The sequence below is a fragment of the Enterococcus innesii genome (assembly GCF_022846515.1).
GTDB classification, from domain to species: Bacteria; Bacillota; Bacilli; order Lactobacillales; family Enterococcaceae; genus Enterococcus_D; species Enterococcus_D innesii.
Window position 1 is genome coordinate 1,086,795 of record NZ_AP025635.1, and the last position, 26,098, is coordinate 1,112,892.

A 26,098-nucleotide genomic window follows, 5' to 3' on the forward strand; every position below is an offset into this window, starting at 1 on the left:
ACTTAACAAAATGAAACCAATAGTTCAGTAAATGCTAAGACTGTCAGTGATTGCCCGTAAGGCATCGCCGTAATCGCAATGTTTTTGTAGTACTCCAAGTCTTCTCCCATTCCAGTGCCGATGGAAACATTTTGGACTTCTCCATCTTCTGCGACTTGTTCGATCAAACCGGCTAACGCTTTATAGGCAACATCTTCCCAAGCTTTGTCAATGTAACGCTTATGAACGGCTTTTAAAATCCCATAGGCAAAACCAGCCGTCGCGGAAGCCTCCACATACGAGCTAGGATCGTCTAACAAGGTGTGCCACAGGCCACTTTCATCTTGCATTTCTTGCAAGGCAGTTAGTTGGTCTAAGAGGGTATTGATCAAGAAGCTACGTAACGCATCTCCTTCTTGCAAGTCGAGAATTTCAATGATCTCAGGAATCGCAATGGTGATCCAGCAGTTGCCTCTTGCCCAAAGCGCTTGTGCATAATTGTGGCGTTCTTCAAAGGTCCAGCCGTGGAACCAAAGCCCAGTTTTTTTATCCACTAAGTATTTGATATGGATCATAAATTGTTGTTTTGCTTCTTCGATATAAGCCGGACGATTCAGCAACATGCCAATTTTCGCCAAAGGCAAAGCAGTCATCATCAAGGTATCGTCCCAAAGCTGGTTACGATTTTCTGGTCCATAGGTCGCATGCTGCAGACCATTTTCGTCGGTTCGCGGCATATCATGCATGACCCATTCCGCCCACTGTTCAAGGTAAGGCAAGTAACGAGAATCTTTGGTGTCTTCATAAAGATACGCCATTGCCAAAAGCGGCGCCATCGTGTTGACATTTTTAGGCGGCGCGCCTTCTAACATCCGCTGCTCAAACCATTCTTCCACAACTTGGAGCGCTTTAGGATTTTTGGTGATTTGGTAGTTTTTATAAATGCCATATAGTCCCACCCCTTGCGGCCAGTTCCAAATCCCCCAGCTTTTATCATCAACGATCAAGCCGTCAAAGTCTAATAGAAATTCACCATTATCATCCTTGATCGTCGTTAAATTTTCGATCATGCGATCAATTTTTTCTTCCACGACACGTTTTTCCACAAATAACTGTTCTAAAATCACCATTGGGTTCATCCTCTCATTTCTCTTTGATAGATTGATCGTAACACGCTTACATTTACACGAAAATAGCAGTTATTGACACTTTACTATCTATTCTTGTATGATAAAATCAAACGAGCACGAAAGGAGCCAATCATGGAGAAGCAAAGTGCGGACACGATGATCAACGATCGCTTTGAGGCCTTTCATATCAAAGACATCGTAGAAGAAAACAATACCCTTTATCATTACCATAGTTTTTATGAGATTCACTGTACCTTAAAAGGATCAGCGGTCTTCTTTATCGATGGCGGAGAATTCCCTCTAGAACCTGGTACGATCATCTTGATTCCTCCGAATGTCTTGCATCGAATCGTCCATCAAACTTCTGATTTTTTCGAGCGAACCTACCTGTATATCAATCCTAGTTATCTCGCTGCCCTCTCCACTACCCAAACAGATCTCACTGCCTGTTTTCGTAGCAACGGCGGCATCAACAGTCGTATTTTATCGATCGATGCCGACCAACTAGACCAGCTATTGCGACCTTTGCGCAAAAAAACGGATAGCAATTATGGCACCGACTTACTTTATCAAAATCATTTGATCGCGTTTTTGATTTCCATCAATACGATTGCCTATCAGGAAAAAGAACCGCTGTTTTTATCCGACTCACTCTATAAAAATAAAGACATTTTGGCTGCCATTACCTATATCAATCAGCATTTGACCGCTGATCTCTCCTTAGAGACCGTCGCCAAAGCCCTTTTCATGAGCCCATACTCGCTTTCAAGGACTTTCAAAAAAGAAACTGGCGTCGCCTTTCATGCCTATGTCGTCAAGAAACGACTCTTAAAGAGCAAAGAAATTTTACGTAAAACCAGAAGCGCCACCGCCACCTTCGAAGCTTGCGGCTTCAACTCCTATACCCATTTTTTACGCTGCTTCAAACAAGAATTTCAACTGACACCAAAAGAGTTTTTACAAGAAGAAGCCCAAAATCAGTTTGTTCGTTTTACGCATTTTGCAGGGAAAAAATAGCAAGCCGTTGCAAAGCGTCCACCATTGGCTCGTGTAAAAAAAGAGTTCCTGCTTCTCTATCCTGAAATTACATGACACAATACAAAAAGAATGACACATTTTCTCGTGTCATTCTTTTTGTATATTATAAAACTTCCCCATTTGAAGCGATCACTTTTTTATACCACTCAAAGGATTTTTTCTTGGTTCGTTTCAAGGTGCCGTTGCCTTGATCGTCTCGATCCACATAGATAAAGCCGTAGCGTTTACTCATTTGACCGGTGCTGGCTGCTACAAGATCAATACAACCCCAAGTAGTATAACCAAGTAGTTCCACGCCGTCGATCGTCACCGCATCTTTAAAGGCTTGAATATGTTTTTTTAAATAGTCGATCCGATAATCGTCTGCGACAAACCCATTCTCATCAGGGGTATCGATCGCCCCTAACCCATTTTCTACGATAAACAACGGTTTTTGATAGCGATCATACAATTGATTCAATGAATTTCTCAGTCCTAACGGATCAATTTGCCACCCCCACTCAGTCGATGGTAGATGTTCATTTTTAATTGATGGAAAGAGATTCCCCGTCGCTTGCGCATAGTCTTCTGGGTGGGCACTGACCGTTCGAGAACAGTAATAAGAAAAACTGACAAAATCAACAGGAGAAGCCGCTAAAATCGTCTCGTCCTCAGGTGTTATTTTGATTGTTAAGTCTTCTCGTTCAAATTTTTTCAAGGCATAATTGGGGTATTTGCCTCGGGCTTGCACATCGATAAAGAAATACCCTTCGCGATCACGATTGATTGCTTCTTGGTAATCTTCAGGTCGGCAAGTATAAGGATAATGACTGCCGCCAGCCAGCATACAACCAACTTGATTGGTCGGATCGATTTCATGAGCCTTTTGGGTTGCTAAGGCACTGGCGACTAACTGATGATGCGCTGCTTGGTATTTGATTTCTTGACGATTGTCCCCTTCTTTAAAGACGATCCCGCCACCTACAAAGGGCTGATGCAGCAAAATATTGATTTCATTGATCGTCAGCCAATATTTGACCAACCCGCGATAGCGTTGGAAGACGGTTTCCGCATAAGCCACATAGAAATCAATGAGTCGGCGATTTTTCCAGCCACCAAATTCCTTGATCAAATGCAGCGGAACATCGAAGTGGGCAATCGTGACTAATGGCTCGATTTGATGTTTTCTCAATTCTTTGAAGATTTTCTCATAAAAAAGCAGTCCTTCTTCGTTGGGCGCTTCGTCATTGCCATTTGGAAAAATCCGTGACCAAGAAAGTGACATCCGATACACGTTAAAACCCATTTCGGCAAAAAGAGCAATATCTTCCATATAATGGTGGTACATATCAATGGCCGTTTGGGCTGGATAAAAAGAATATTCCTGCCATTCCAACATTTCCAGTTCACCCGCAGCGACCTTTGCGCGATCAGGACCAGTTGGTAAGAGGTCGACATTTGATAAGCCACGTCCTCCTGCTAATACGCCTCCTTCTGCTTGATTGGCAGCCGTTGCACCACCCCATAAAAAATCATCTGATAATCCCATGTTATTTCCTCCTAAACTTTGACTACAAGTACTTCCTCTTCTTTAGCTACCAATCCTTCCTTCACAAGTTCGACTGCGGTATATTGTGGTGTATTGGTAACGATGATCGGTACTTGTGTGACATATCCTGCAGCTTTTATCTGCTGTACATCGAACGTCAGCAGTCGCTGCCCTTTTGTAACTTTTTGCTCTGCTTCTACTAACGCATCAAAATACTGACCATTTAGTTCCACTGTGTCTAAACCGACATGGATCAACAATTCAATTCCCGTGTCTGAAACCAAGCCAATCGCGTGTTTGGTAGGAAATACAGCAGCGACTTTTCCATCAAAAGGCGCAATGACTTCACCGATGGGTTCATCGACCGCAAATCCTTTTCCGAGTGCTTCAGAAGCAAATGCGTCATCTTTGACTTGATTCATTGGCATCACGGTTCCTGGTACAGGATTGATCAATAGGGTATCTTCTAAGACTACTGCTTTCATATCTGGAACATCAATTGTCACTTTTGTTTCATATTTGAAGCTTAAGACATAGGTAACGACCGCACTCACCACAGCTGCAATCACCAATGCGATAATGATATTCCAAAAATAGCGCATCGTATCATCACCGATATATAGTAAGACTGCTGGGAGACCAGACGAACCGGTCGCAAAGCGATGCGTATTGGTCAAGCCAGCATACAAACCACCAGAAGCCCCACCGATCATTGCCGCAACTAACGGATATTTTTTTGGTAAATTGATTCCATATAAAGCGGGTTCAGTAATCCCCATGTAGGCAGTGATCGCCCCTGATACCGCCAACTGCTTAGTCTTTTTCTCTTTCGTACGCAATGCGACAACTGCTACTGCGGTTGCTTGAGCAATGTTTGAGACCAATGCCCCTGGACCAAAAATACTGTCATACCCAAGTTCTGCCATTTGCATCACCCCTAAAGGAGCAATCCCATTGTGCAAACCAAACATCACCATGATTGGTAAAAAGCCCCCAATCAAAACCGCTGGAACCCAGCTAGCATGGACACTTAAGAAGGTAAAGAAAGTTGCCAAATAGCCACCCAAGATACTACCGATCGGTCCAAATAGCGAGAAGGCTAATGTACCCATTATCAAGAATGTTAGCATTGGAACAAAAACCAGTTCTACTGATTTTGGAATCACTTTGTTCAAAAACTTTTCGACATACGATTGGAAAAAAATCACGATTAGGATCGGAATAACTGATCCCGTATAGTTTGCTAATGTAAAAGGAATAACCCCAAAAAAGTGAACGGGTTCGCCTGCTGTGACCAAGGCACCCCAATTAGGATGCATCATCATAGCAGCCACTGAAGCCGCTAAAATCGGATTGCATCGCAATTTTTGTGCCACAGTGAAGGCAAGGATCATTGGTAAGAAGAAGAAAACACCATCTGCAAAAAGATTCAGCATGTAATAGGTTTGCGAATCAGCGGTGATCACATCAAAGACGATCAATAAAGCCAAAACTGCCTTAACCATTCCAGCACCGGACAATGCCGGAATAATTGGTTGAAACGTTCCTGCCACAAAATCGATCACTGCAGCTGCCGGTCCTTTTTTCTCCCCAGGCTCTGACGTCCCTGATGATTGAAGCGAAACCAATTTTGTGACTTCTTCATAGACATCTTTGACATGTGTTCCAATCACGACTTGATGTACCCCTGCGTTATTGATGTATTTGGCAACCCCATCGAGTGCCTCTAATTCTCCTTCATCTATACGCTTTTCATCTTTGACTTTAAAGCGTAATCGTGTTTGACAATGATAGGCATCCGTGATATTTTCTTGTCCCCCCAGATACTGGACGATTTTTTTTGCTAATGATTGATAATTTTCACTCATACATTCCACCCCTAGATAAATTTCAAAGAAAATCTATGTTGTATGTGCTTACCGGTATAACATACTGTTCTTTCTGCCAGCAATGTACCATTTTTAGAGAGCGGTTCCAATCTTTTTTCTTAAAGACGAAATGGATTTCATCTTTTCATTAAATACCGCTCTTTTTTCGAAATTTATTCCACGAAAAGCCCCCGCATTGCCTTGACGAAGCCAGGAGAAACAATGGTATAATTTACTCTATGAATGCGACACTTTTGAATTGTGGCAATCAAAAACAATCGATGAGCGCACGCCGTAGAATAATCATGTAAAAAAAGGCGGCACAATACTCTCTTAAAATTACTGGAACTGCAGCTTCTTTCCCCCAAACCGTTGAAGCACCTCATAATGGAACAAAGATTCAGCATAGCCTGTTACGAACGGCGATGCTGCGTTGGATTTAAAAAAAACAGCCGAAGGGAACGAAAAAAAATGACAAACGAAAAACAAGCAATTCCTCCAAAAACGATTGTCTTTACCGAAAAAGCTTTTCAAAAAACGGATCAAACGATCATTCGATGGTTAGGAAATTCCGGCATTCTTTTAAACAGCCGGGGTACTTGTATCATGGTCGATCCGGTCTTAGAAGGATTTGACCTGCCGTTACTGATCGATCTGCCAATCAAACCGTCGGCAGTTCCTCACTTAGATGCGGTATTGATCACCCATTCGGATAACGATCATTACAGCATTCCGACAATTGACAAATTCGTTTCTGTTACCGACAGCTTTCATGGACCCAAGTATGTCGCCGAACTTATACAAGAGCACTTTCATGTTGCTGCCCAAGGCCACGATATCTATGATTCATTCACCGTGAAGAATTTGACGATTTCTTTAACAAAGGCGTATCACCTTTGGCAAAATGAAACGACAAAATTTGATCGTGTCTTCCAAATTGAGGACTATTGTGGCTTTTGGATCGATACACCTGATGGCTCCTTGTGGATTCCTGGAGATTCTCGTCTTTTACCAGAGCAATTAGAGATGCCTCAGCCAGATGCGATCTTGTTTGACTTTAACGACAACGCGTGGCACATCGGCTTTGAGAATGCCGTCAAGCTGGCAAACACCTATCCGCATGCTGAATTGATCCTCTCCCATTGGGGAACAGTGGATGCTCCGCATATCGATGCCTTTAATGGGGATCCTGAAGCTTTGTACGACCGGATCGTCAATCCAAAGCGGATTCGTCTTGTCGCTGCCGGTGAGCCAATCGAATTGAAATCAACCACTCCTAACAATGTACGATAGGGAAAAAGGACCACACCATATTCGGTGCGGTCCTTTTATTCTTCTGCCATCTCTTTAAACGTCGTTTTTCGGCTCGTCTCTAAAAAACGAGCATTGGTGATTTTCATCTGGATATTTTCCTGATAATCGAGGGAAAAAATCTTAGCAAACAAAACTGTCAAAAGGAACTGAATCGATTCTTCTGTGGAAAAATTTCCGATTTTGGAATACAGTTTTTCTCGGCTAGCAATCGTCAAGACGATCGTCGAATAGTCCCGCAAATAGTTCTCTCCACCACTCGTAATACTGATAATCGGCACACCATTTTTCAACAATGTTTTCACATTTTTCATAGGATACGTTTCTGAATTATTACCAGAATAAGAGATCAGAATGGCACAATCCTGTGGGGTCAGCGTATTAGAAATCAAGCCAGATTCATCCGCATCTGCAAGAAAGGCTTTTTTATGGATCGTGTTTAAGTTGCGTTTAAACAGCTGTCCGAAATAAGAATTTGGACTACGCCCATAGATGACGATGGTTTGAGCGCCATTGATGAGCCTCGCAGCTTGATTCAGGTCTTTTACGGTCATAAGTGCCACTGTTTCTTTAATCGTTTGCATACGCAAGTTCGCCAAGTTTTCAATGATTTCTAATGTGTCTGCAGCTTCATCAAAAGGAATGTTCACATCGATTGCTGCTGACCCATCATCAAAATGAGCCAATTCGTGCATGAAGGCATATACAAATTCTTTCCAACCAGAAAAGCCAAAATATTTTGCAAAACGGACCAGCGTCGGCTTGGAAGTATGGGTCAGTTTTGCGATTTCTTCCATGCTATACTCACTAACTTTTTCTCGATTGCTTAATAAAAAGTCACCGATCGTTCGTCTCGCATCATTTTGTTTAAACGCTGCTTCTTCAATTTTTTGAAAAAGATACATCTGGTTCTCCCCTCTGATTGACGCCGGCAGTTTGTCTAGTACGCTCAACTCATCATTGTTTCTTTTTATTATAAGCGATGAGAAGGATGAAATGAAGATGGAAAAACGAGGATCAAGCTAGCTTTCGCCTATCCTCGTTCAAAATACAGAAAGTATTTATTTCCCAAAAAAGCTAGGACACCAATCAAGCACAACAAGCCCCCAGATAGAATCATCTGCATCCCTGCTGTTTCATTGCCGCTGACTAGTATCAGCAAGCGTGATGCATAAGGTGCTAACGTGACTCCTAAATTGTAAGCAACGATCGAGACGATCGTGCCAAACTTAGCTTCCGCTTCACCACCAGTCGTCAGCAAGTGGGTGAAAAAAGGCATGATGCTGCGAAAGGCAAAGCCTAGTAGTAAAGAACAACCCAAGAGCAGCCCCACCGTCTGCAAGGGATAGGTCAAATAGATGCTGCTTCCTGCAAGCAATGCCGCAATGGGCAGCAACCAGCGATGTAAGCGACTGTATATCAAGCCAAAGGCATTGCCGGCGATAAATGCCCCCGTCGCAATGGCGGCAATCATGTTACTGCCTTCGGTGGCGTCCCCGATTCCTTTTTCCAACAACAACGGTGTGATCTGTAAATTGTAATTGATAAACAAGACAACGATTAGAAACAAGAGCACACCCAAAACGAATGATCGCTGTTTCCGTTCTTTTGAAACCGTGACGTTCGCCAATAACGTCTCATTAGTCACAGCCTGTGTTTCGTTGGGAATAAATAGCTGGACAAAGAAGAGACTGATCAGGGCAAAGCCATAAACCAAGAAGGACATTTCCCAACTAATCTTCACTAGCTGTCCTACGAGCAAAGTCATAAAGATACCACCTAAACCACCGACGGCACTTTCTAATCCAAGAGCTTTGGCTTTCTTTTGCGGCTCATTTTGAAACAGCAAACTAATCATTTGAATCGCCAAACGATTGAATAAGCCGATCCCGAAGCCAAGAATCCCTCGAGAAAGAAACAAGACGGGAAAGCTCCCCTGATACCATGCCGGCAGCGTGCCAAAAATCGCCACAATGACCAATCCGGTGACCATCGTGTATTTTTTGCCGATCCTTTTTTCGATCATGCTAGTAGTAAAAATCCCCAGCAAAAGAAACAATGACGGAATCGTGGTCAGTAACCCAATGTAGACCGCATCAACTTCTGGAAAGCTTGCCGCAATCGCTGGGACATTGGCAGAAATCGCCGGTGCCGAATAGACGACCATTGCCACCGACAACAGTGCCAACAACTTCATAGAAAAAAATTTCATAAATACCCCTTTCCTTAAAAACACCTTTTCTTCCTTGTCTCTGAACCCAATAGTCCAAGATGACAAGTGATCCTTTCACTACCTTATTATTCGCTAGATTATCCTCGTTGACCAATGCTTAACGCGCTTGGGCTTTATGCTTGAAAAGCATTGGTCTTCTGTATTTTGCTGCAAATCATCACCGATTGTTTGCGAAAAAACCTTGCAGTCTGTTTTTCTGCAAGGTTTCCTTCGATCATTCATTTTTTAACAATCATATCAGCTACACAAGACACCCTAAGAGAACTTATTTCTGCAGCTGTTCTATGACATCTTTCGTAATTTCCTCAGCAGTGATACCAAGTTCAGATAAAACGTCTGCTGCCCGGTAATTATCATAAAATTTCTTTTCTAAGCCATAGTTTTTGACGGCAATCTCACGATCACCCAGGTAGCTGGCAATCATTTGTCCATAGCCACCCTCTCGTATACCATCTTCCAACGTGACAACGAGTTTGTGCGATCGTGCCACAGCATCCAACAACTCTTTGTCGACCCCTGAAATAAACTTAGGATTGATCACCGTTGGCGTAATTCCATGTTGCATCTTCAATTGATCTGCGATCTCTTCCGCTAGCGCATAAAAGTTCCCAACACCGACGATGGCTACCTGCGTGCCAGCTTGAGTCACTTCATTTTTTTGATCGCTATAGTCAGTAGAGACTGCTACTGCCGTTTCGTTGACAGGTCCAACCGGTACCCGGATCGCAACTGGTGCGTTGGTTTGTTCCAGCGACCAATCCAACATTGCCAGATATTCTTCTTTAGAGGTTGGCGCAAGATAAATAAGGTTGGGAATATGTGCCAAAAATGGAATATCAAAAATTCCCAAATGGCTCTCGTCATTCATGCCGTGAATCGATGCACCATATACCAAAATCGTTCCAGGCAGATGATTTAAGGACAAATCATGGGAAATTTGATCAAAACTACGTTGCATAAAGGTAGAAAAAACGGCCCAGACAGGTTTTGCTCCATTTTTTGCTAACCCAGCAACCATCGATACCGCATGTTCTTCTGCAATACCCACATCTACAAATTGTTTGCCTGCTTTTTCTCTTTGTTCCGGAGAAAAAAGCAGCATCGGTGTACCAGCGTTTACTGCCACGACTTTAGGATCTGTCGCCATTTTTTCTAATAAATAATCCGTCGTTAAGCTGTTGTAGGTTACTTGATTGCCGCCAGCAGAAATATATTCGCCGGTTTCTAAACTAAAGGGACCGCCTGCATGAAACTTTTCACGATTTTCTTCCGCAAACTTGAAGCCTTTGCCTTTGATCGTATGAATGTGTAATAAAACAGGATGATCAACATCTTTCACTTTTTCAAATAAAGCGATCAATGCAGCGAGGTCATTTCCTTCATCTAAATAATGGTACTCAAAACCAATCGCTTTGAACAGATTGTCTGCTGCTTGCCCCTTGGTTTCCCGCAATGCCCGCAAATTCTGGTACATCCCTCCATGGTTTTCTGCAATCGATTGGTCATTGTCGTTGAGGATCACGATAGTATTGGTGCCTAATTCCACGATATTGTTCAAGCCTTCAAACGCTAAGCCACCTGATAGAGAACCATCGCCAATCACGGCAACGACATTATACGTTTCATTTTTTAGGTCACGGGCTTTCGCCACACCATTTGCTAACGAAACTGAGGTGGAGGTATGACCGACCGTAAAGAGATCGTGCTCGCTTTCTTTCGGATTCGTGTAACCAGAAACCGCATCATACTGCGCAGCATCAAGAAAGGCATGGGCGCGTCCCGTCAACATTTTATGGATATAGGTCTGATGAGACACATCAAAAATCAGCTTATCTGTGGGAGAATCAAAGACTTTATGCAACGCGATCGTCATCTCAACCATCCCCAGATTGGGGCCATTATGCCCCCCATGGTGACTGATTTTTTCCAATAAAGCAGTTCGTGCTTCTACTACCAGTTCTTGAAGTTGCCCACTGGTCAATTCTTTTAACTCTTTGGGGCTTTTGATTTTTTCTAATAACATGTACGTACCTCCTGTAGAAATGTTTGAATGGTTCGTGTGTTTACTCACAAGGAAAAAGACACGAAGTCGAAATGAGTGGATCGTTTTCTAGAATGAAAAAAAGCGGCAATCGGAGCTAGACGCTCTTTTTAGAATTCCTATCAAACCGAGAAATAGCAAGTTATCTCCTAAAGGGAAATCGTGATTTTTCTGAGTTTCAACAATCGCTGCTCATTTCTTTTATCTAAAAAGATACCACCTAGAGTTAACTTTAGGTCAAGTGGTTTTTGAAACATTTTGAACAAAACGAGGTTGATTTTTCCTAATTATTGAAACAATTGCAGGTTTATTCTCTATAAATTTTCTTTTCTAATACATATTCCTAGAGGTTCATTTGATATGTCATAGTAAATTATAAAAAACTGCCATTAAACAGGATCCATTCCCTGCTTAATGGCAGTTTGCTTACTTCCGATACATCTTCAATTCCAAGAACAAATCATTATAGATGCCCAGATACTCAGCACCTAAGTTTTCATAGACTTCGAGGTGTTCCATCAATTCATCGGATGGGTAGAATTGTTCGTCTTCGGTGATCTCGTCTGGCAGTAATGCCATGGCTGCTTGGTTTGGTGTGGAATAGCCGATGTATTCTGCGTTTTGTGCAGCGTTCTCGGGTTCCAGCATAAAGTTCAAGAATGCATAAGCGCCGGCTTCGTTTTGTGAGGTCTTAGGAATGACCATGTTATCGAACCACAGGTTGGAGCCTTCCGAAGGGATCACGTAATGAATGTGCTCATTTTCGTACATCATGTCGGCTGCTTCCCCAGAAAATGTAACCGCAACCGATGCTTCTTCATTGGCCATGTACATCTTGATTTCATCTGCGACGATGGCTTTGATGTTTGGAGTCATTGTCCGCAGCTTATTGAATGCCTCTTGCAGCTGATCGTCGTCTTTGCTGTTTAGAGAATAGCCTAAGCTGTCCAAACCTAATCCCATTACTTCACGCGCGCCATCGATCAGCATGATGCTATTTGCTAATTCGGGTTTCCAAAGATCGTCCCATTGGGTGATCTCACCTTCATCAAAGAATTTATCGTTATAGACGATCCCCAGTGTTCCCCAGAAATAAGGGATCGAATATTGATTGCCAGGATCAAAACTCAAGTCTAAAAAGCGAGGGTCGATATTGTCTAACCCTTTGATTTTACTGTGATCCAATGGTTTTAAAAGATTTTGTTCCATCATTTTCTCAATCATGTATTCACTCGGTATGGCGATGTCATAAGACGTACCGCCTTGTTGGATCTTCGTGAACATCGCTTCATTTGAATCAAAGGTTTCATAATTGACTTTGTAGCCTGTCTCTTCTTCAAACTTACTGATCAAATCAGGGTCGATGTAGTCGCCCCAGTTGTAGATGTTGACGACCTCAGCGCCTGCCATACCAGAGGAGCGTTCCAATTCACGGACACCAAAGAGCAAGATCAGGACGATCGCAACAATACCGATAATCAGAGATTGTAGTCGTTTCATCGCAGATTTGCCACCTCCACACGGCGGTTTTTACGCAATTTCTTCGCGCCGTTTTCTTTACTGATAAAGTAATAGCCTACCACCAGGATCATGGAGAATAAGAAGACAAGTGTACTTAATGCATTGATTTCTAAACTGATTCCTTGACGTGCTCTAGAATAGATCTCTACCGATAAGGTACTAAAGCCATTGCCTGTCACAAAGAATGTCACGGCAAAATCATCGAGTGAATAAGTAAATGCCATGAAATAGCCGGCGATGATGCCCGGTGTCAAGAAAGGCAAAATGATATTTTTAATGACTTGAAAATTATTCGCGCCTAAATCACGGGCAGCATCGATCATTGAATCGTTCATCTCTTGCAATTTCGGCAAGACCATCAAGACCACGATCGGGATACTAAAGGCGATATGCGAAAGCAATACGCTGAAAAAGCCTAAGCTAAACCCACGGAACAAGTTGCCGATCATCGTAAAGAAAATCAAGAAGCTGGCACCAATGATGACATCTGGTGAAACCAACAAAATATTATTTAAACTCAACAATGCCGTTCTCGTTCGACGTTTGCGGGTATAGTAGATGCCCATCGCACCAAATGTGCCGATGATCGTTGCCAGTAATGCTGATAAAAATGCCAGCATAAAGGTGTTCAACACGATGATCATCAAGCGGGTATCTTGAAAGACGGATTGGTAATGTTCAAAAGTGAAACCCGTAAAAGCATTCATGGTGCCTCCTTCATTGAAGGAATAGAAAATCAAATAAAAGATCGGCACGTACAAAAGAATAAAGACGACGATCAGATAAAGATTCGACCAGCGAAATTTTTTCATTTACGTTGCCCTCCTTTTTTCTTTTCTCCCGTAAACAACATCACGAGGAACATGGCGATGATCAAAATGACGCCGATGGTCGACCCCATGCCCCAGTTTTGGGTAACGAGAAAATGCTGCTCGATCGCCGTACCAAGCGTGATCACGCGATTGCCCCCAATCAAACGGGTCAACATGAAGAGGGAGAGCGACGGAATGAAGACGGCTTGGACGCCGCTTTTCACACCGTTTAACGACAGAGGGAAAATCACTCGTCGAAACGTATCATAGCTGTTTGCCCCTAAATCGCGACTGGCACTGATCAAAGAGGGATTCATTTCTTCTAAGGCATTAAAAATCGGCATGATCATAAAGGGTAGTTCGATATAGACGGCAACCGTCAAAAAGCTGAAGTCGGTAAACAAAATCTGCTTTGGTCCAACACCCATGATTTCTAGGAAGTTGTTGACACTGCCATGAATGCCGAAAATCCCAATAAACGCATAGGCTTTTAACAATAAGTTGACCCACGTCGGTAAGATGATCAGCAGCAGCCACAAGTCTTTGTGACGTAGCTTAGTTAAGAAGTAGGCTGTCGGGTAGCTGATCACTAAGGTAATCAAAGTGATCAAAAAGGCATACCAAACCGAGTTTAAGGTCATGATCAAATATTTGCCAGAACCTAAGTAGCTTTGATAATTGACCAGCGAAAAGTTGCCGTTCATATCAAAAAAGGATTGGTAGATGATCAATAAGACTGGTGCAATAACAAATAGCAATAACCAAAAGACATAGGGTATCGCATAAAAACGACGCATTTTCGTCATTAGCTTTCCCTCCTAATCTTCGTAGCTCTCTAAACGAGCATCAAAATCTTCTTCGGACTCATTGAAACGCATGACGTGGATATCTTCTGGTTCAAAGGAAAGCCCGATCTTGCTTCCTTCAGTAGCTTTTCTTGTAGAGTGAACCATCCATTCGTTGCCTTGTTCGTCATAACAAATGATTTCGTAATGCACGCCTCGGAACAATTGCGTGTCTACTTCAACGACCAGCTTGCCATTTTCCGCCGTCGTCAAATTCAAATCTTCTGGACGGATCACGATCTCAACGGCTTCATTCGGCCGCATCCCGCCATCGACACATTCAAATTGCTTGCCGACAAACTCCACTAAGTTGTCTTCGATCATCGTGCCTGTGACGATGTTGCTTTCACCGACAAAATCCGCCACGAAATGGTTGATTGGTTCATCGTAGATATCCACTGGTGTGCCGCTTTGGACGATCTTCCCTTTGTTCATAACGAAAATCTCATCACTCATGGCCAACGCTTCTTCTTGGTCATGGGTGACAAAAATAAAGGTGATGCCTAGTCGCTGCTGCAATTCCCGCAGCTCGTATTGCATGTCAGTTCGCAATTTCAAGTCCAATGCGGACAATGGTTCATCAAGAAGCAATACTTTGGGTTCATTGACGATCGCTCGTGCGATTGCGACCCGTTGGCGTTGACCTCCTGACATTTCGCTGATTTCACGATTCTCGTAACCAGGAAGTTGTACTAACCGTAACGCTTCTAAGACTTTTCTATTCACTTCATCTTTTGGTAATTTTTTGATTCGCAGACCAAATGCCACATTTTCAAAAACGTTCATATGTGGGAATAAGGCATAATCTTGAAAGACAGTATTCACTTGCCGTTGATTGGCAGGAACGTCATTGATTCTTTGTCCATCAAAATAAACGTCGCCTTCTGTTGCGTCCGAAAAACCCGCAATGATACGTAAAATAGTTGTTTTTCCACAACCTGAAGGACCTAACAATGTATAAAAGCGACCTTCTTCAATATCAAAACTCACTTTTTTCAAAACTGTTTCATCATCATCAAATCGCTTCACCACATTGTTGAATGAAATTATTGTTTTTCCCACACTCTTTCCTCCTGTACTATAAATAAGAATCCGTCACGACTACGAGCACACGGCTTTTTTTGCCGGCGATATTTTTTAATTGATGCGGCTCAGTCGCCTGATAATAAATCGATTGGCCTTTACGAGCCTTGTACTGCGTTTCTCCAAGTGTTAACGCCACACTGCCCTCTAAGACATAGATAAATGTTTCTGCTAACGATGGTTCAAAGGTCTTGTATTCGCCCGCTTTATCAAAAGTCAGCAAGACGGGCTCCATTTCTTTTTCATTGGAATCGGGAATCAGCCACTTCAATTCATATCCATTTTCTTCATCATAATAAAGCGTGCTGTCTTCTTCGCGATAAACCACTTGATGCTGCGCATTTTCTTCTCGGAAAAATTCCTCTGGTGTCACGCCTAAAACTTCTAAGATCGTAAAAAAAGTTTCCATAGAAGGCGAACTCAAATCACGTTCCAACTGTGAGATATAGCCTTTCGTCAAATCGGTCCGCTCGCCTAATTCTTCTTGGGTCAAATTCTTTTGAACGCGCAAATTGCGCAGCTTCTCGCCAATCTCCATGTTCATTCCCCCTTTTATTGACACAACTGCAAGTAAAAAAAGTTTGCTATAAGTAAACTTCATGTTTAATTTCACTTTTTCTAGTATACAAATAATTGCAAAAAACACAAGCCTTTTTTCTGCATTTCTTTGAATTCTTTTCTTACTGATCAAAAAAAGGAGTGACGCTAAACGCTTATGCTATAAAGGAAAGGATTGGCGATCCCGTCATTTTCGCTTTTCACAGGTTTAAAAGAACAACTTCTATTTTAACGAAGAAAAGGTAGATTTAATAATGATCTGTTTTTACTGATTTTTTGATAAGAAGCCCTGCCTTTTCTTGCTTCACTGGTTAAAAAAATAAAACTTATGGTATTATGAGTACAAACCATCAAAGGAGTGTCTGAAATGACGAATTTCTCTACCTTTCGTGTCATGAATGAACCAAATTTTACTGCTTCACTCACAACTGCAACCCTTGACGAGCTGCTAGCAGGCGATGTGCTTGTCCGGGTTGATTACTCAGATGTCAATTACAAAGATGCCTTGGCAGCAAAAGAAAATGGCGGGGTGATCCGCACGTATCCGATGACGCCGGGAATCGATTTAGCAGGGGAAGTCGTGGACAGTCAGTCTGCTGATTTTGCCCCAGGCGACCAAGTCTTAGTGACTGGCTATGGCTTAGGGGTTTCTCACCCAGGCGGTTACAGTCAATTTCAACGGGTCCCAGCCGAGTGGCTCGTGAAACGTTCTGCTGGTTTTTCAGCGAAAGACAGTATGACCTATGGCACGGCTGGATTTACAGCAGCTTTAGCGGTGCAAGAATTAGAGCAGCTGCACTTAGCAAAAGACGCTGCTATTTTGGTGACAGGTGCGAGCGGTGGCGTTGGCAGTGTCAGCATTGCTTTATTGAAAAAACTGGGCTATACAAATATAGTGGCGCTATCTCGGAAAACCGATGCGCAGTGGTTGTTGGACCTAGGCGCAGCAAAAATCGTCAGTCCTGATGAAGTGGTACCCGAAAAGGTCAAACCATTAGCAAAACAATCGTTTGCAGCGGTCATCGATACAGTTGGCGGTCCATTGCTTGCGGCAGTGCTTCCGCAAATCGCTTATGGAGGCGGTGCCTTCTTATGCGGCAATGCTGGTGGGATCAAAATCGAAACGACTGTCTTACCATTTATTTTGCGTGGGATTCGCGTAATTGGGATCGATTCGGTCAATGTTTCCCATGAGATCCGCTCGGCATTATGGGAGAAATTAGCGGGTGAGTGGAATGTGATCGATCAGCTTTACACGAAAGCCATCACTTTGGAAGACTTGCCAGAAACGTTGGCAGCTTTATTAGCTGGTACGCACCAAGGACGGACGATCGTTGAGGTGTCACAAGCGCAATGAGAATTTTGATTACGGCTGGCGGTACTTCCGAAAAAATCGATGATGTCCGTGCAATCACGAATCATTCCACGGGCTCACTTGGTCAAGCCATTGCCAAGGAATGGCTGCAATACCCTGAGGTGGCCATCGATTACGTTACGACGAAAACTGCCAAACAACCGCCGACCGATCCACGCGTTACCTGTCATTTCATTGAAGGGACCACGGACTTGTTGGCGCAATTGACCGATTTATTGACGACCCATTCGTATGCTGCCGTGATCCACAGTATGGCAGTTAGTGATTTTACCCCTGCTGCTCATTTTTCAGAAGCAGCCTTTTATGAAGCAATCAACGATGCCCTACCGACTTATGACAACCAGGTCACTCCGGCATTGATGGCACACGTGCTCACACAATCTGAAGCAACGGCAGGCAAAGTTTCTTCCAATACTGATCATTTGTTTTTAGTGCTGAAGAAAACCCCGAAAGTGATCCAAACCATCAAAGCATTACAGCCGACAACCTTATTAGTCGGATTCAAATTATTAGTAGACGTCGCAGAAGACGAGTTGTTTGCGGTCGCACGAAAAAGTTTACTGGCTAGCCAAGCGGACTATGTGTTGGCCAACGACTTGACGCAAATTTCAGGAAACCAGCATGTTGGCCACCTTTTGACACAAGAAGGACAAATCGGGACTGGTCGCACAAAAGCTGAGATCGCAACCTTGATCGTTGACACATTACGCAATGACCTGCGTGCTTAGCTAGATGTTTTTTTAGAAAAGGAGAAAGAATCATGAAACAAAAACACGTTCTGCTTGGCGTCAGCGGCAGTATCTCTGCATACAAAGCAGCCGACCTCACCAATGAATTAACCAAAAAGGGCTATGCAGTGGATGTCTTAATGACCCAAAATAGCACACAATTTATTACGCCTTTGACTCTACAGTCATTATCCAAACGGCCAATCCATGTGGATGTTATGCAAGAGCGCCAACCAGATCGGATCAACCATATTGAACTAGCCAAACAAGCCGATCTTTTCTTGCTCGCCCCAGCCAGTGCCAACAGTATTGGCAAGCTGGCGCATGGGATAGCCGATGATTTGATCTCAACAGTTGCCTTAGCGTTGCCGTTATCCGTGCCCCGTTTGATTGCACCAGCCATGAATACCGTCATGTACGAAAACCCGATTGTTCAAAGAAATTTGGGGATTTTGAAAGAAGTCGGCTTCCAAGAGATTGAACCCCGTGAAGCGTTACTGGCTTGCGGTGATTTCGGCAGAGGCGCATTAGCAGCAACAGAAACGATTCTTGAAAAAGCATTGACTGCTTTGGAAGTACGGAGTGTCTAACAATGAAAAAAATATCAACTTTTGAACTTGTCTTAACAGCTTTCTTTTTAGGAATCTTGATTCTTTTAGCATCGGTTCCCTTTCTTGGGTTTATTCCCTTAGGACCAATAAATGCGACAACGATGCACATTCCTGTGATCATCGCTTCCATTGTATTAGGCCCTCGGATCGGCGGCTTTTTAGGCGGCGCCTTTGGGATCATCAGTATGGTGCGTTCGACCTGGATCATCACCCCGCTTTCTTTTGTCTTCTCCCCTTTCGTACCGATTTATGGGAGTGATCAAGGAAGCTGGAAAGCGATCCTCGTAGCGTTGATTCCTCGTATTTTGATTGGTGTCGTTCCTTACTTTGTGTACAAAGGCTGTCAAAAAATCTGGAAAAACAAACAGCAAAGTCTTTCGCTACTGATTGCTGGTGTTGCTGGAGGCTTGACGAATACGATCCTGGTAATGAACTTGATCTACTTCTTGTTCCAGCAAGAATATGCGGAGGTTGTGGGGAAAGCTGGCAATGCTGTCTATGCAGCGATTTTGGGTGTAATCTTCGCCCAAGGTGTACCTGAAGCCATTGTAGCGGGAATCGCCACGATGGCAGTTGGAACCGTCCTTTTGCGCTTAGTCATGAACCGCAAAAAAAATCGTATCTAAAAAAATAGCGACCGCCCAAAGTTAGCTTTTTAGCTAACTTAGGCGGTCGCTTCCCTTTTGAGTGACTCATAGACTTCGCACTTGGAGTGCTTCGACAAGCTCTTGATACTGCTCTTGGGTCAAATACTCTTCATAAAATGTCAGATAATCATCGATATCTGCTTGGGTCAAATAAGGCAGCTCTTGCTTGATTTGCAGCAGCAGTTCTTCAAACTCCTCATCCGTCAGCATATAAGAAGACCAATCATCGGTTTCATCATAGCTATCCCAGTACTCATCATCATAATCATTTTCATACCCATCGTCATAGCTGTCATCCCAACCATAATCATAGGGAGAAAACAATTCTTCTGGGTCAATCAATTCTTCCGCTGTAGGGATTGCAACAGCAGTATCACTTTTCTTCCCTGTAAAAGTCACCGTGGCTCCGATAGTGGTTTGCAGCTCATCCGCTTGCACGAAGTGAAAAGCCATTTTCTGCTGATTTGTTTTCGTATTGACGGTCATGGTTAAGTCAAACTGCTCGACTTCTTCCAACATCGTTTCTAATTCGGCGACTTGCTTTTGATCGGCGCCGTGTTCTTGGGCATAATCTGCATAATCTGCCAATTCTTCTTTGGTAAACGTGTGGCTGATCGTATCTCCATCTCTTTTGAAAGCATCCGGTTCAAAGGTTTTCAAATAGTCTGCAAATGTCTCATTATGAAAAAGACTGTTCATGGTAAAGAGGTTTTCAGGCTCTTTTTCTGCTTCGGTCGTCCCCTCGTCGTCCTCTGCAAAAGTTCCTTCGCCAAAGTAAGAATCTAAGGTTTCTTGATCGATGCGCAGGTATTTGCCCTCATATTCCCCAGCGTCTGGTTTTGTTCCATAACTGTCATCACCAAATGCGCTGATATACCCTTGCAGTGTTTCATAGATTTCAGCTGACACATATGCTTCTTGTTTTTCTGGATCGACGATCAGCTTGATCGGCAGCTCCTGCCCCCCAAAAGCGACTGCCAGGTTGAGTAAAATCGCTTTGGTTTCTTTGTCTTGGACGAAGTCCCCTTTAAATGACGAGCCGACTAACTGTGACATCAACATAGAGGCGTACCTATCGGCTTCTTGACCGTATTCGCTGCTATTGCCTATCTCAAAGGTATCGATCGTCGCTTGGAATTCACCAGCATTCGTTGCTTGCTGATTCGTCAACTGTTCGGCAAACTGTTCTTGCGGTAATTTCGTACAACCACCGAAAAGAAAGGCGAACCCAACAAACAAAATGACGCGTCCCCACTTTTTCATCCTGCTCACTCCTTTTCGTTTATTGTACCGAAGACTGCGAAAGCTTACAATCCTAAGCTCTTTTTATTAGCTCTCATGAAAAAAAGATTGCCCCTCGGGACAATCTTTTCGCTAATCTATTCTTCGCCGATGATTCGGACTTCTGTTTCTAAGGTGACATCAAAGGTTTCTTTGATGACTTGTTGGATATGAGCGATCAGTTCAACGTAATCCGTGGCTGTTGCTTGATCGACATTCACGATAAAGCCCGCATGTTTTTCCGAAATTTGGGCTCCGCCCCATTTCAATCCTTGTAAGCCTGCATCTTGGATCAGCTTGCCGGTAAAATGACCGACTGGGCGTTTGAAGACACTCCCACATGAGGGGTATTCTAGCGGTTGCTTCAATTGCCGCAATTCTGTCAGTTCATCCATCCGCTTTTTGATTTGTTCTTGATCGCCTTTTGCTAAATCAAAGCGACTGCTCAAAATAATCATCTTTTGCTCTTGCAATTTGCTATGACGATAAGCAAATTCCATTTCTTCCTTGGTATAAGTCACGATTTGACCATTAGCCAGCAAAACGTCGCATGACGCAAAGACATCTTGGATCTCGCCATCATAGGCGCCTGCATTCATAAAGACGGCACCGCCGACACTGCCGGGAATCCCGCAGGCAAATTCAAAACCAGTCAACGATTCATGCAAAGCGACATAGGTGGTATCGATCAACTTTGCTCCAGCATCGACGATCAAAGAAGTGCCGTCCACCACGATTTGGTTCATTTCTGATAGCATGATCACCACGCCACGAATACCACCATCACGGACGATCAAGTTGCTGGCATTTCCTAAGACGATCCAAGGAATCGCTTGTTCTCGGCAATAATCAAGCAGCTGTTTAGCCTCTTCCGCTGTTTTTGGAAAAGCCAAAATGTCTGCCGGTCCACCAGTTTTTGTATACGTATAGTTCAATAAGGGTTCATCTTTTAATAAGGCAATTTCAGGGAATTGCGCAATCATCAAGTCTTTATTCACGAGAAGGTTTCCTTTCACAATAAACATCTCACTTATTTTAGCATGTTCAAGGAAAAGTTGCTACCTCTGGTGAATAGGATCTTCAACCAATCCCCCCTCTTGAAGGCAAGCATTCCTCCTTGTTTTCCTCATTCCGCTCACTTGCTTTGCGCTTCTGGCTTTTTTAGGTAAAATGGGAGGCGTAGTGGAAAATAAGGAGGAGTCTCAATGAAATTTATTTCTTGGAATGTCAATGGTTTACGGGCCATCGTTAAAAAAAATTTTTCTGAAGTGTTTGAAGCCCTCAATGCTGATTTCTTTTGTTTGCAAGAAACAAAGCTGCAAGAAGGTCAGATCGAATTGGATTTACCAGGCTATCATCAATACTGGAATTATGCGGAGAAGAAAGGCTATTCTGGCACGGCGATTTTCGCAAAAGAACCTGCGCTATCCGTCCGTTATGGACTAGGAGTCGAAGAACACGATACGGAAGGTCGCGTCATCACACTAGAGTATCCTGAATTTTTCTTAATTACTTGCTACACACCGAATTCCCAAAATGAATTGCGCCGCTTAGATTATCGCATGACTTGGGAAGATGCCTTTTTGGCTTACTTGACTGAATTGAAACAACAAAAGCCAGTGATTCTCTGTGGTGATTTGAATGTTGCCCATAAGAATATCGATATCAAAAACTGGAAAACCAATCAAAAAAATGCTGGGTTTACACCTGAAGAACGGGAAAAGTTTTCGACTCTTTTGGCTGCTGGCTTTACCGATACGTTCCGTTATTTCTATCCAGATGCAGAAGGCATTTATTCTTGGTGGAGCTACCGTTTCAACGCTCGCAAAAACAATGCCGGCTGGCGCATCGATTACTTTGTCGTTTCGGATGACTTAAATGAGCGCTTGCTAGATGCCAAGATCCATACAGATATCATCGGCAGTGACCATTGTCCGGTGGAACTGGATCTCAAATAACCGTAAGAAAACTTCAGTTTTTCTTAACGTTTGTTCGCTTTTCATTCTTTGATTTTGTGCTAGAATGGCAATGAGGTGAGTCTGATGAATTTTATCGCAATGGACTTTGAAACAGCAAATTATCAAAAGCATAGTGCCTGTTCCCTTGCACTAGTCATGGTACAAGATAGCAAAATCGTGGGCGAATATTACACATTGATCCAACCGGAAACGGAATTTTTTTGGAAAAACATTCAAATTCATGGCATTCGTCCAGAAGATGTGCAAGAAGCGCCTAAGTTTCCTGACGTATGGAAACAAATCCAACAATATTATCAATTAAACAGTCTGATCGTTGCGCATAATGCTGGTTTTGATACCGGCGTTTTGGCGGGGTGTCTTGACTATTATGGGTTGTCACAACCAAACTATCTTTCCTTGTGCACGGTACGAACAAGCCGCAAACTGTATCCAGAATTTACGAACCACAAATTAAATACGGTTTGTGAGCAATTGCAGATTCCTTTACTAAACCACCATGATGCCTTGGAAGATAGCCGGGCATGTGCCCAAATCTTATTGCGTCAAGAAGAAGAATTTGGCATCGATCCATTAAAAAAATTGGTTTTAGTCAAATAAATAAGAACGTGCGTCCTAAAGTCAGCATTGCGCTAGACTTTAGGACGCACGTTTTCATTTAAGGAAGGATTCATTTCAGGTCAGGTCGATCCAATAATGACAGATTACAGCGCCATCTTCAGGATCAATGGCTTTTTCGGTTAGTTTACCGCCGTTATTTTCAATGACTTTGGCGGAGGCGCGATTGGCTTCTTCACAGGTTACTAACACGTTTTTCAAGCCAAATTGTTTGGCCTTTACCAATGACTGTGCCAGCATTGCCGAGCCGATGCCTTGCTTTCGATGATCTGGGTGCACCGAATACCCGATGTGTCCGCCAATTTGGCGCAAATACGCATTAAGTGTCAGACGCAGATTCAAGAGACCGACCACTTTTTGATCTTGGATAGCCAGATAGGTACGGGCGGGGACGAATCCTTCTGGTACCGTTTCTGCTGTTTTAAAATCCGCCAATCCCTCTAGCCAGTCTTTGACTGTCGGACTTTCTACAAGTCCTGCCCCACCATGGATGACTTCTTGATTCTTCTCAAACGCTTGCCGATACGCTTCGATTTGATCGCAGTCTGCGATCGTCGGTTCCCGAAACTCCATTTCCTTCACTCCTTTTTTATGATTCAAAAAGACGTGCCATCATCAAGACGTCAACTTTTTGCCCCTCGCGGGTTTGCACCGCTTCTTTCATGCAGCCTTCTGTTAAAAAACCAAATTTTTGATACAGATGGATCGCTCGTAGATTTCTCGCTTGGACGGTCAACTCGATGCGGGTCAATTCGCCAACTTCTACTACCCAGTCCAGTAATTCTTCAATCAGGAGCGAACCTAAGCCCAAGCCCCAATAGTCTTTTAAAATCGAGATACCGATCTCCCCGACATGGGCTAATTGCCACTCTTCGTTGCCTTTGACTGATGCCATGGCGATCAACTGTTCTTGATCAAATGCCAGCAACAGCAAATAGTCGTCCCGTTCATAGATAGCATCCAGCTGTTCTGCCAATAAGGCTTCTGGCAACGCCAAGCCACTTTCGTCCATTAAAAGAAAATCCGTTTCTTCTCCTAGCTTTTGACTGACTGCTAACACGGCTTTGGCATCAGCACCAGTGGCTTCTTTGATCTGTAATTGGATCTCACTCATGGGTTGCCTGCCATTTTGTTGTGATCCGTTGCAAAAAGGCGGTTGCTTTGGTGCCATATGCATGACATTTCACAAGACGTTTTTGTTCATCTGTATCATCTTTTTCCAAAATCAGTTCTAAATAATCCTCTGGCAGGGAGGCTTCTAAGAGATTGCCCCACTCGATCACACACAAGCCATCCCCTTCGAAATAATCATCCAGTCCTAAATCTTCTGCATCGTATTCCACCCGATAGACATCCATATGGTACAGGGGCATCCGCCCATTGGTATATTCACGAATGATCGTATAGGTCGGACTTTTGATCAGTTGCTCGATTCCTAGCCCCAAGGCGATGCCTTTCGTCAAGGTTGTTTTGCCAGCACCTAAGTCGCCCGTCAATACCAGATTATCCCCTGGCGCGGCTACCTCTCCAATGATTTTTGCAAATGCTGCGGTTGCTTCTAAGTCGTTAATGGTAAACATAGTCCCCATCCTTTGATCAATCTAATTTACTAGTTGCTAGTATAGCCTGTTTTTCAAGGAATTGTAAAGAAGGAGCTTAGGGAAAATTTCCCGACGATCACTGGATCGTTTCTTTTGCGCTCACTTCCTCCTTTGCTGCCCTCAACTTTCCAAGAGCAAAACAAAAAACTGACCCTCAAGGGATCAGTTTTTCATCAGTGCAGCGATTGGCTGCTTATTTTTCCATTAGTGTTTGTGCCGCAGTAATGATTGATAATTTGTAGACATCTTCTTCATTTGAACCACGAGACAAATCAGAGATTGGTTTGTTCAATCCTTGCAAGATTGGTCCAATCGCTTCAAAGTTACCGAAACGTTGGGCGATCTTGTAACCAATGTTTCCTGATTGTAAATCTGGGAAAACAAAGACGGTTGCTTTACCAGCTACTTCAGATTCAGGAGCTTTCAATTGCGCAACTGCTGAGATATACGCAGCATCGAATTGCAATTCTCCATCGATTTGGTATTCTGGTGCCAATTCTTTGGCGATTTTTGTTGCTTCAACGACTTTATCTACTTCTGGTGCTTTCGCAGAACCTTTCGTTGAGAAGCTTAACATAGCAACTTTTGGATCGATTTCAAATAATTCAGCGGTTTTCGCTGAGTCAACAGCGATTTCTGCTAATTCTTGTGCATTTGGGTTTACATTGATGGCACAGTCTGAGAACAAGTATTTTTCTTGGTCACGACCACGAACCATTAAGAAAGCACCACTTGTACGGCTCACACCTGGTTTTGTTTTGATGATTTGTAAAGCGGGTCTTACTGTATCACCCGTAGAATGGATCGCTCCTGAAACCATTCCTTCAGTAATGCCCATGTAAGTCAACATCGTACCGAAATAGTTGACATCTTTTAAGATTTCTTCTGCTTGTTCTTTCGTTGCTTTGCCGTTGCGGCGTTCCACAAAAGCTTCAACCATTTCATCCCAACGATCATAATTTTCAGGATCTAAAATTTCAAAGTTTGATACGTTGATTCCGCGAGCTTCTGCTGCTTTTTCGATTTCAACCGGGTTACCGATCAAAACGGGTTCAATCAATTCTTCTGAACGTAAACGGCTAGCAGCACCTAGGATACGAGGATCTGTTGCTTCTGGAAAAACGATTTTGATATGACGACGCACGATTTTAAATTTTAAACTTTCGAATAATTCCACGGGTAAAGACCTCCAGTTTTTTTATACCCTTCCATTGTACAATAACTGCGAAAAAAAGAACAGATAAAAATCCTGTATTAGTCGATTATTTTAAATATCGTTACCTTTTTCACAAATTCACTCATTCTAAATAACAC

The 26,098-nt window shown here is 43.2% G+C and carries 25 protein-coding genes; 8 read left to right on the top strand and 17 right to left on the bottom strand.

Going from position 1 to position 26,098, the window contains the following annotated elements; translation table 11 throughout:
• Positions 1-2: 2 nt before the first annotated feature.
• Entirely contained in the window at positions 3-1,109 is a 1,107-nt protein-coding gene (gene bglB / locus ENLAB_RS04960) for a beta-galactosidase BglB (RefSeq protein WP_142965485.1), read from the bottom strand.
• Positions 1,110-1,241: 132 nt separating this feature from the next.
• On the opposite strand from bglB, the gene ENLAB_RS04965 reads away from it, so the two are divergent.
• Positions 1,242-2,126: an AraC family transcriptional regulator gene (locus tag ENLAB_RS04965; protein WP_008380738.1), complete on the top strand. Its 885-nt coding sequence runs from the start codon at positions 1,242-1,244 to the stop codon at positions 2,124-2,126.
• Positions 2,127-2,250: 124 nt separating this feature from the next.
• Here ENLAB_RS04965 and ENLAB_RS04970 read toward each other — a convergent pair whose 3' ends face one another.
• Both ENLAB_RS04970 and ENLAB_RS04975 read right to left on the bottom strand, forming a co-directional pair.
• Complete coding sequence (locus tag ENLAB_RS04970; RefSeq protein ID WP_244352899.1) at positions 2,251-3,675, bottom strand: 6-phospho-beta-glucosidase; 1,425 nt, start codon at positions 3,673-3,675, stop codon at positions 2,251-2,253.
• 11 nt (positions 3,676-3,686) lie between these two features.
• Positions 3,687-5,543, bottom strand: coding sequence for a beta-glucoside-specific PTS transporter subunit IIABC (locus ENLAB_RS04975; protein ID WP_244352901.1), 1,857 nt, complete (start codon positions 5,541-5,543; stop codon positions 3,687-3,689).
• 471 nt (positions 5,544-6,014) lie between these two features.
• On the opposite strand from ENLAB_RS04975, the gene ENLAB_RS04980 reads away from it, so the two are divergent.
• Positions 6,015-6,836, top strand: a complete 822-nt coding sequence (locus tag ENLAB_RS04980; RefSeq protein WP_081117557.1) for an MBL fold metallo-hydrolase — start codon at positions 6,015-6,017, stop codon at positions 6,834-6,836.
• A 35-nt stretch (positions 6,837-6,871) separates the two neighbouring features.
• Here the strand turns inward: ENLAB_RS04980 and ENLAB_RS04985 are convergent, their stop codons facing one another.
• The 8 genes from ENLAB_RS04985 to ENLAB_RS05020 all read right to left on the bottom strand — a co-directional run bounded on the left by ENLAB_RS04985 (position 6,872) and on the right by ENLAB_RS05020 (position 15,927).
• A complete protein-coding gene (locus tag ENLAB_RS04985) occupies positions 6,872-7,759 on the bottom strand; it encodes a MurR/RpiR family transcriptional regulator (RefSeq protein ID WP_081117558.1) in 888 nt (295 codons plus the stop codon).
• Between the two features lie 128 nt (positions 7,760-7,887).
• Positions 7,888-9,066 (bottom strand): MFS transporter, encoded by a 1,179-nt coding sequence (locus ENLAB_RS04990; RefSeq protein ID WP_081117559.1) that lies wholly within the window; start codon positions 9,064-9,066, stop codon positions 7,888-7,890.
• Between the two features lie 286 nt (positions 9,067-9,352).
• Positions 9,353-11,110 carry a 1-deoxy-D-xylulose-5-phosphate synthase gene (locus tag ENLAB_RS04995; RefSeq protein ID WP_096741607.1) on the bottom strand — a complete coding sequence of 586 codons (1,758 nt, stop codon included), beginning with the start codon at positions 11,108-11,110 and terminating at the stop codon, positions 9,353-9,355.
• A 444-nt stretch (positions 11,111-11,554) separates the two neighbouring features.
• Positions 11,555-12,628, bottom strand: coding sequence for an ABC transporter substrate-binding protein (locus ENLAB_RS05000; RefSeq protein WP_074933293.1), 1,074 nt, complete (start codon positions 12,626-12,628; stop codon positions 11,555-11,557).
• The gene (locus ENLAB_RS05005) at positions 12,625-13,461 is read right to left on the bottom strand and encodes an ABC transporter permease (RefSeq protein WP_005228535.1); all 837 of its coding nucleotides are present in this window, start codon (positions 13,459-13,461) and stop codon (positions 12,625-12,627) included. Before ENLAB_RS05005 ends, ENLAB_RS05000 begins: the two co-directional genes overlap by 4 nt.
• Positions 13,458-14,267 (bottom strand): ABC transporter permease, encoded by an 810-nt coding sequence (locus ENLAB_RS05010; protein WP_005234157.1) that lies wholly within the window; start codon positions 14,265-14,267, stop codon positions 13,458-13,460. The genes ENLAB_RS05005 and ENLAB_RS05010 overlap by 4 nt, the downstream gene beginning before the upstream one ends.
• Before the next feature lie 12 nt (positions 14,268-14,279).
• Positions 14,280-15,368: an ABC transporter ATP-binding protein gene (locus ENLAB_RS05015; RefSeq protein WP_077451918.1), complete on the bottom strand. Its 1,089-nt coding sequence runs from the start codon at positions 15,366-15,368 to the stop codon at positions 14,280-14,282.
• 16 nt (positions 15,369-15,384) lie between these two features.
• On the bottom strand, positions 15,385-15,927 hold the full coding sequence (locus ENLAB_RS05020) for a helix-turn-helix domain-containing protein (protein WP_015510239.1): 543 nt from the start codon (positions 15,925-15,927) through the stop codon (positions 15,385-15,387).
• A 387-nt stretch (positions 15,928-16,314) separates the two neighbouring features.
• On the opposite strand from ENLAB_RS05020, the gene ENLAB_RS05025 reads away from it, so the two are divergent.
• From ENLAB_RS05025 to ENLAB_RS05040, 4 genes are read left to right on the top strand one after another with little or no spacing between them, the layout of a single operon-like run.
• Positions 16,315-17,304, top strand: coding sequence for an acrylyl-CoA reductase family protein (locus ENLAB_RS05025; protein ID WP_244352903.1), 990 nt, complete (start codon positions 16,315-16,317; stop codon positions 17,302-17,304).
• The gene (gene coaB / locus ENLAB_RS05030; protein ID WP_244352905.1) at positions 17,301-18,050 is read left to right on the top strand and encodes a phosphopantothenate--cysteine ligase; all 750 of its coding nucleotides are present in this window, start codon (positions 17,301-17,303) and stop codon (positions 18,048-18,050) included. Before ENLAB_RS05025 ends, coaB begins: the two co-directional genes overlap by 4 nt.
• 32 nt (positions 18,051-18,082) lie before the next feature.
• On the top strand, positions 18,083-18,640 hold the full coding sequence (coaC, locus tag ENLAB_RS05035; RefSeq protein ID WP_005228528.1) for a phosphopantothenoylcysteine decarboxylase: 558 nt from the start codon (positions 18,083-18,085) through the stop codon (positions 18,638-18,640).
• Between the two features lie 2 nt (positions 18,641-18,642).
• Positions 18,643-19,287 (top strand): ECF transporter S component, encoded by a 645-nt coding sequence (locus ENLAB_RS05040; RefSeq protein ID WP_005228527.1) that lies wholly within the window; start codon positions 18,643-18,645, stop codon positions 19,285-19,287.
• 66 nt (positions 19,288-19,353) lie between these two features.
• Here the strand turns inward: ENLAB_RS05040 and ENLAB_RS05045 are convergent, their stop codons facing one another.
• Both ENLAB_RS05045 and murB read right to left on the bottom strand, forming a co-directional pair.
• Positions 19,354-20,571, bottom strand: coding sequence for a hypothetical protein (locus tag ENLAB_RS05045; RefSeq protein WP_244352907.1), 1,218 nt, complete (start codon positions 20,569-20,571; stop codon positions 19,354-19,356).
• A 116-nt stretch (positions 20,572-20,687) separates the two neighbouring features.
• A complete protein-coding gene (murB, locus tag ENLAB_RS05050; RefSeq protein WP_370447898.1) occupies positions 20,688-21,572 on the bottom strand; it encodes a UDP-N-acetylmuramate dehydrogenase in 885 nt (294 codons plus the stop codon).
• A 222-nt stretch (positions 21,573-21,794) separates the two neighbouring features.
• On the opposite strand from murB, the gene ENLAB_RS05055 reads away from it, so the two are divergent.
• Entirely contained in the window at positions 21,795-22,547 is a 753-nt protein-coding gene (locus ENLAB_RS05055; protein WP_244352909.1) for an exodeoxyribonuclease III, read from the top strand.
• An 84-nt stretch (positions 22,548-22,631) separates the two neighbouring features.
• Positions 22,632-23,165 (top strand): 3'-5' exonuclease, encoded by a 534-nt coding sequence (locus ENLAB_RS05060; RefSeq protein ID WP_010749886.1) that lies wholly within the window; start codon positions 22,632-22,634, stop codon positions 23,163-23,165.
• Positions 23,166-23,240: 75 nt separating this feature from the next.
• On the opposite strand, the gene ENLAB_RS05065 is transcribed toward ENLAB_RS05060, so the two are convergent.
• The 4 genes from ENLAB_RS05065 to pta all read right to left on the bottom strand — a co-directional run bounded on the left by ENLAB_RS05065 (position 23,241) and on the right by pta (position 25,961).
• Entirely contained in the window at positions 23,241-23,756 is a 516-nt protein-coding gene (locus tag ENLAB_RS05065) for a GNAT family N-acetyltransferase (protein WP_244352912.1), read from the bottom strand.
• 16 nt (positions 23,757-23,772) lie between these two features.
• Positions 23,773-24,297: a GNAT family N-acetyltransferase gene (locus ENLAB_RS05070; protein ID WP_244352914.1), complete on the bottom strand. Its 525-nt coding sequence runs from the start codon at positions 24,295-24,297 to the stop codon at positions 23,773-23,775.
• The gene (gene tsaE, locus ENLAB_RS05075) at positions 24,290-24,763 is read right to left on the bottom strand and encodes a tRNA (adenosine(37)-N6)-threonylcarbamoyltransferase complex ATPase subunit type 1 TsaE (RefSeq protein ID WP_244352916.1); all 474 of its coding nucleotides are present in this window, start codon (positions 24,761-24,763) and stop codon (positions 24,290-24,292) included. Before tsaE ends, ENLAB_RS05070 begins: the two co-directional genes overlap by 8 nt.
• Before the next feature lie 214 nt (positions 24,764-24,977).
• Positions 24,978-25,961, bottom strand: coding sequence for a phosphate acetyltransferase (gene pta / locus ENLAB_RS05080; RefSeq protein WP_008380699.1), 984 nt, complete (start codon positions 25,959-25,961; stop codon positions 24,978-24,980).
• Positions 25,962-26,098: the final 137 nt, after the last annotated feature.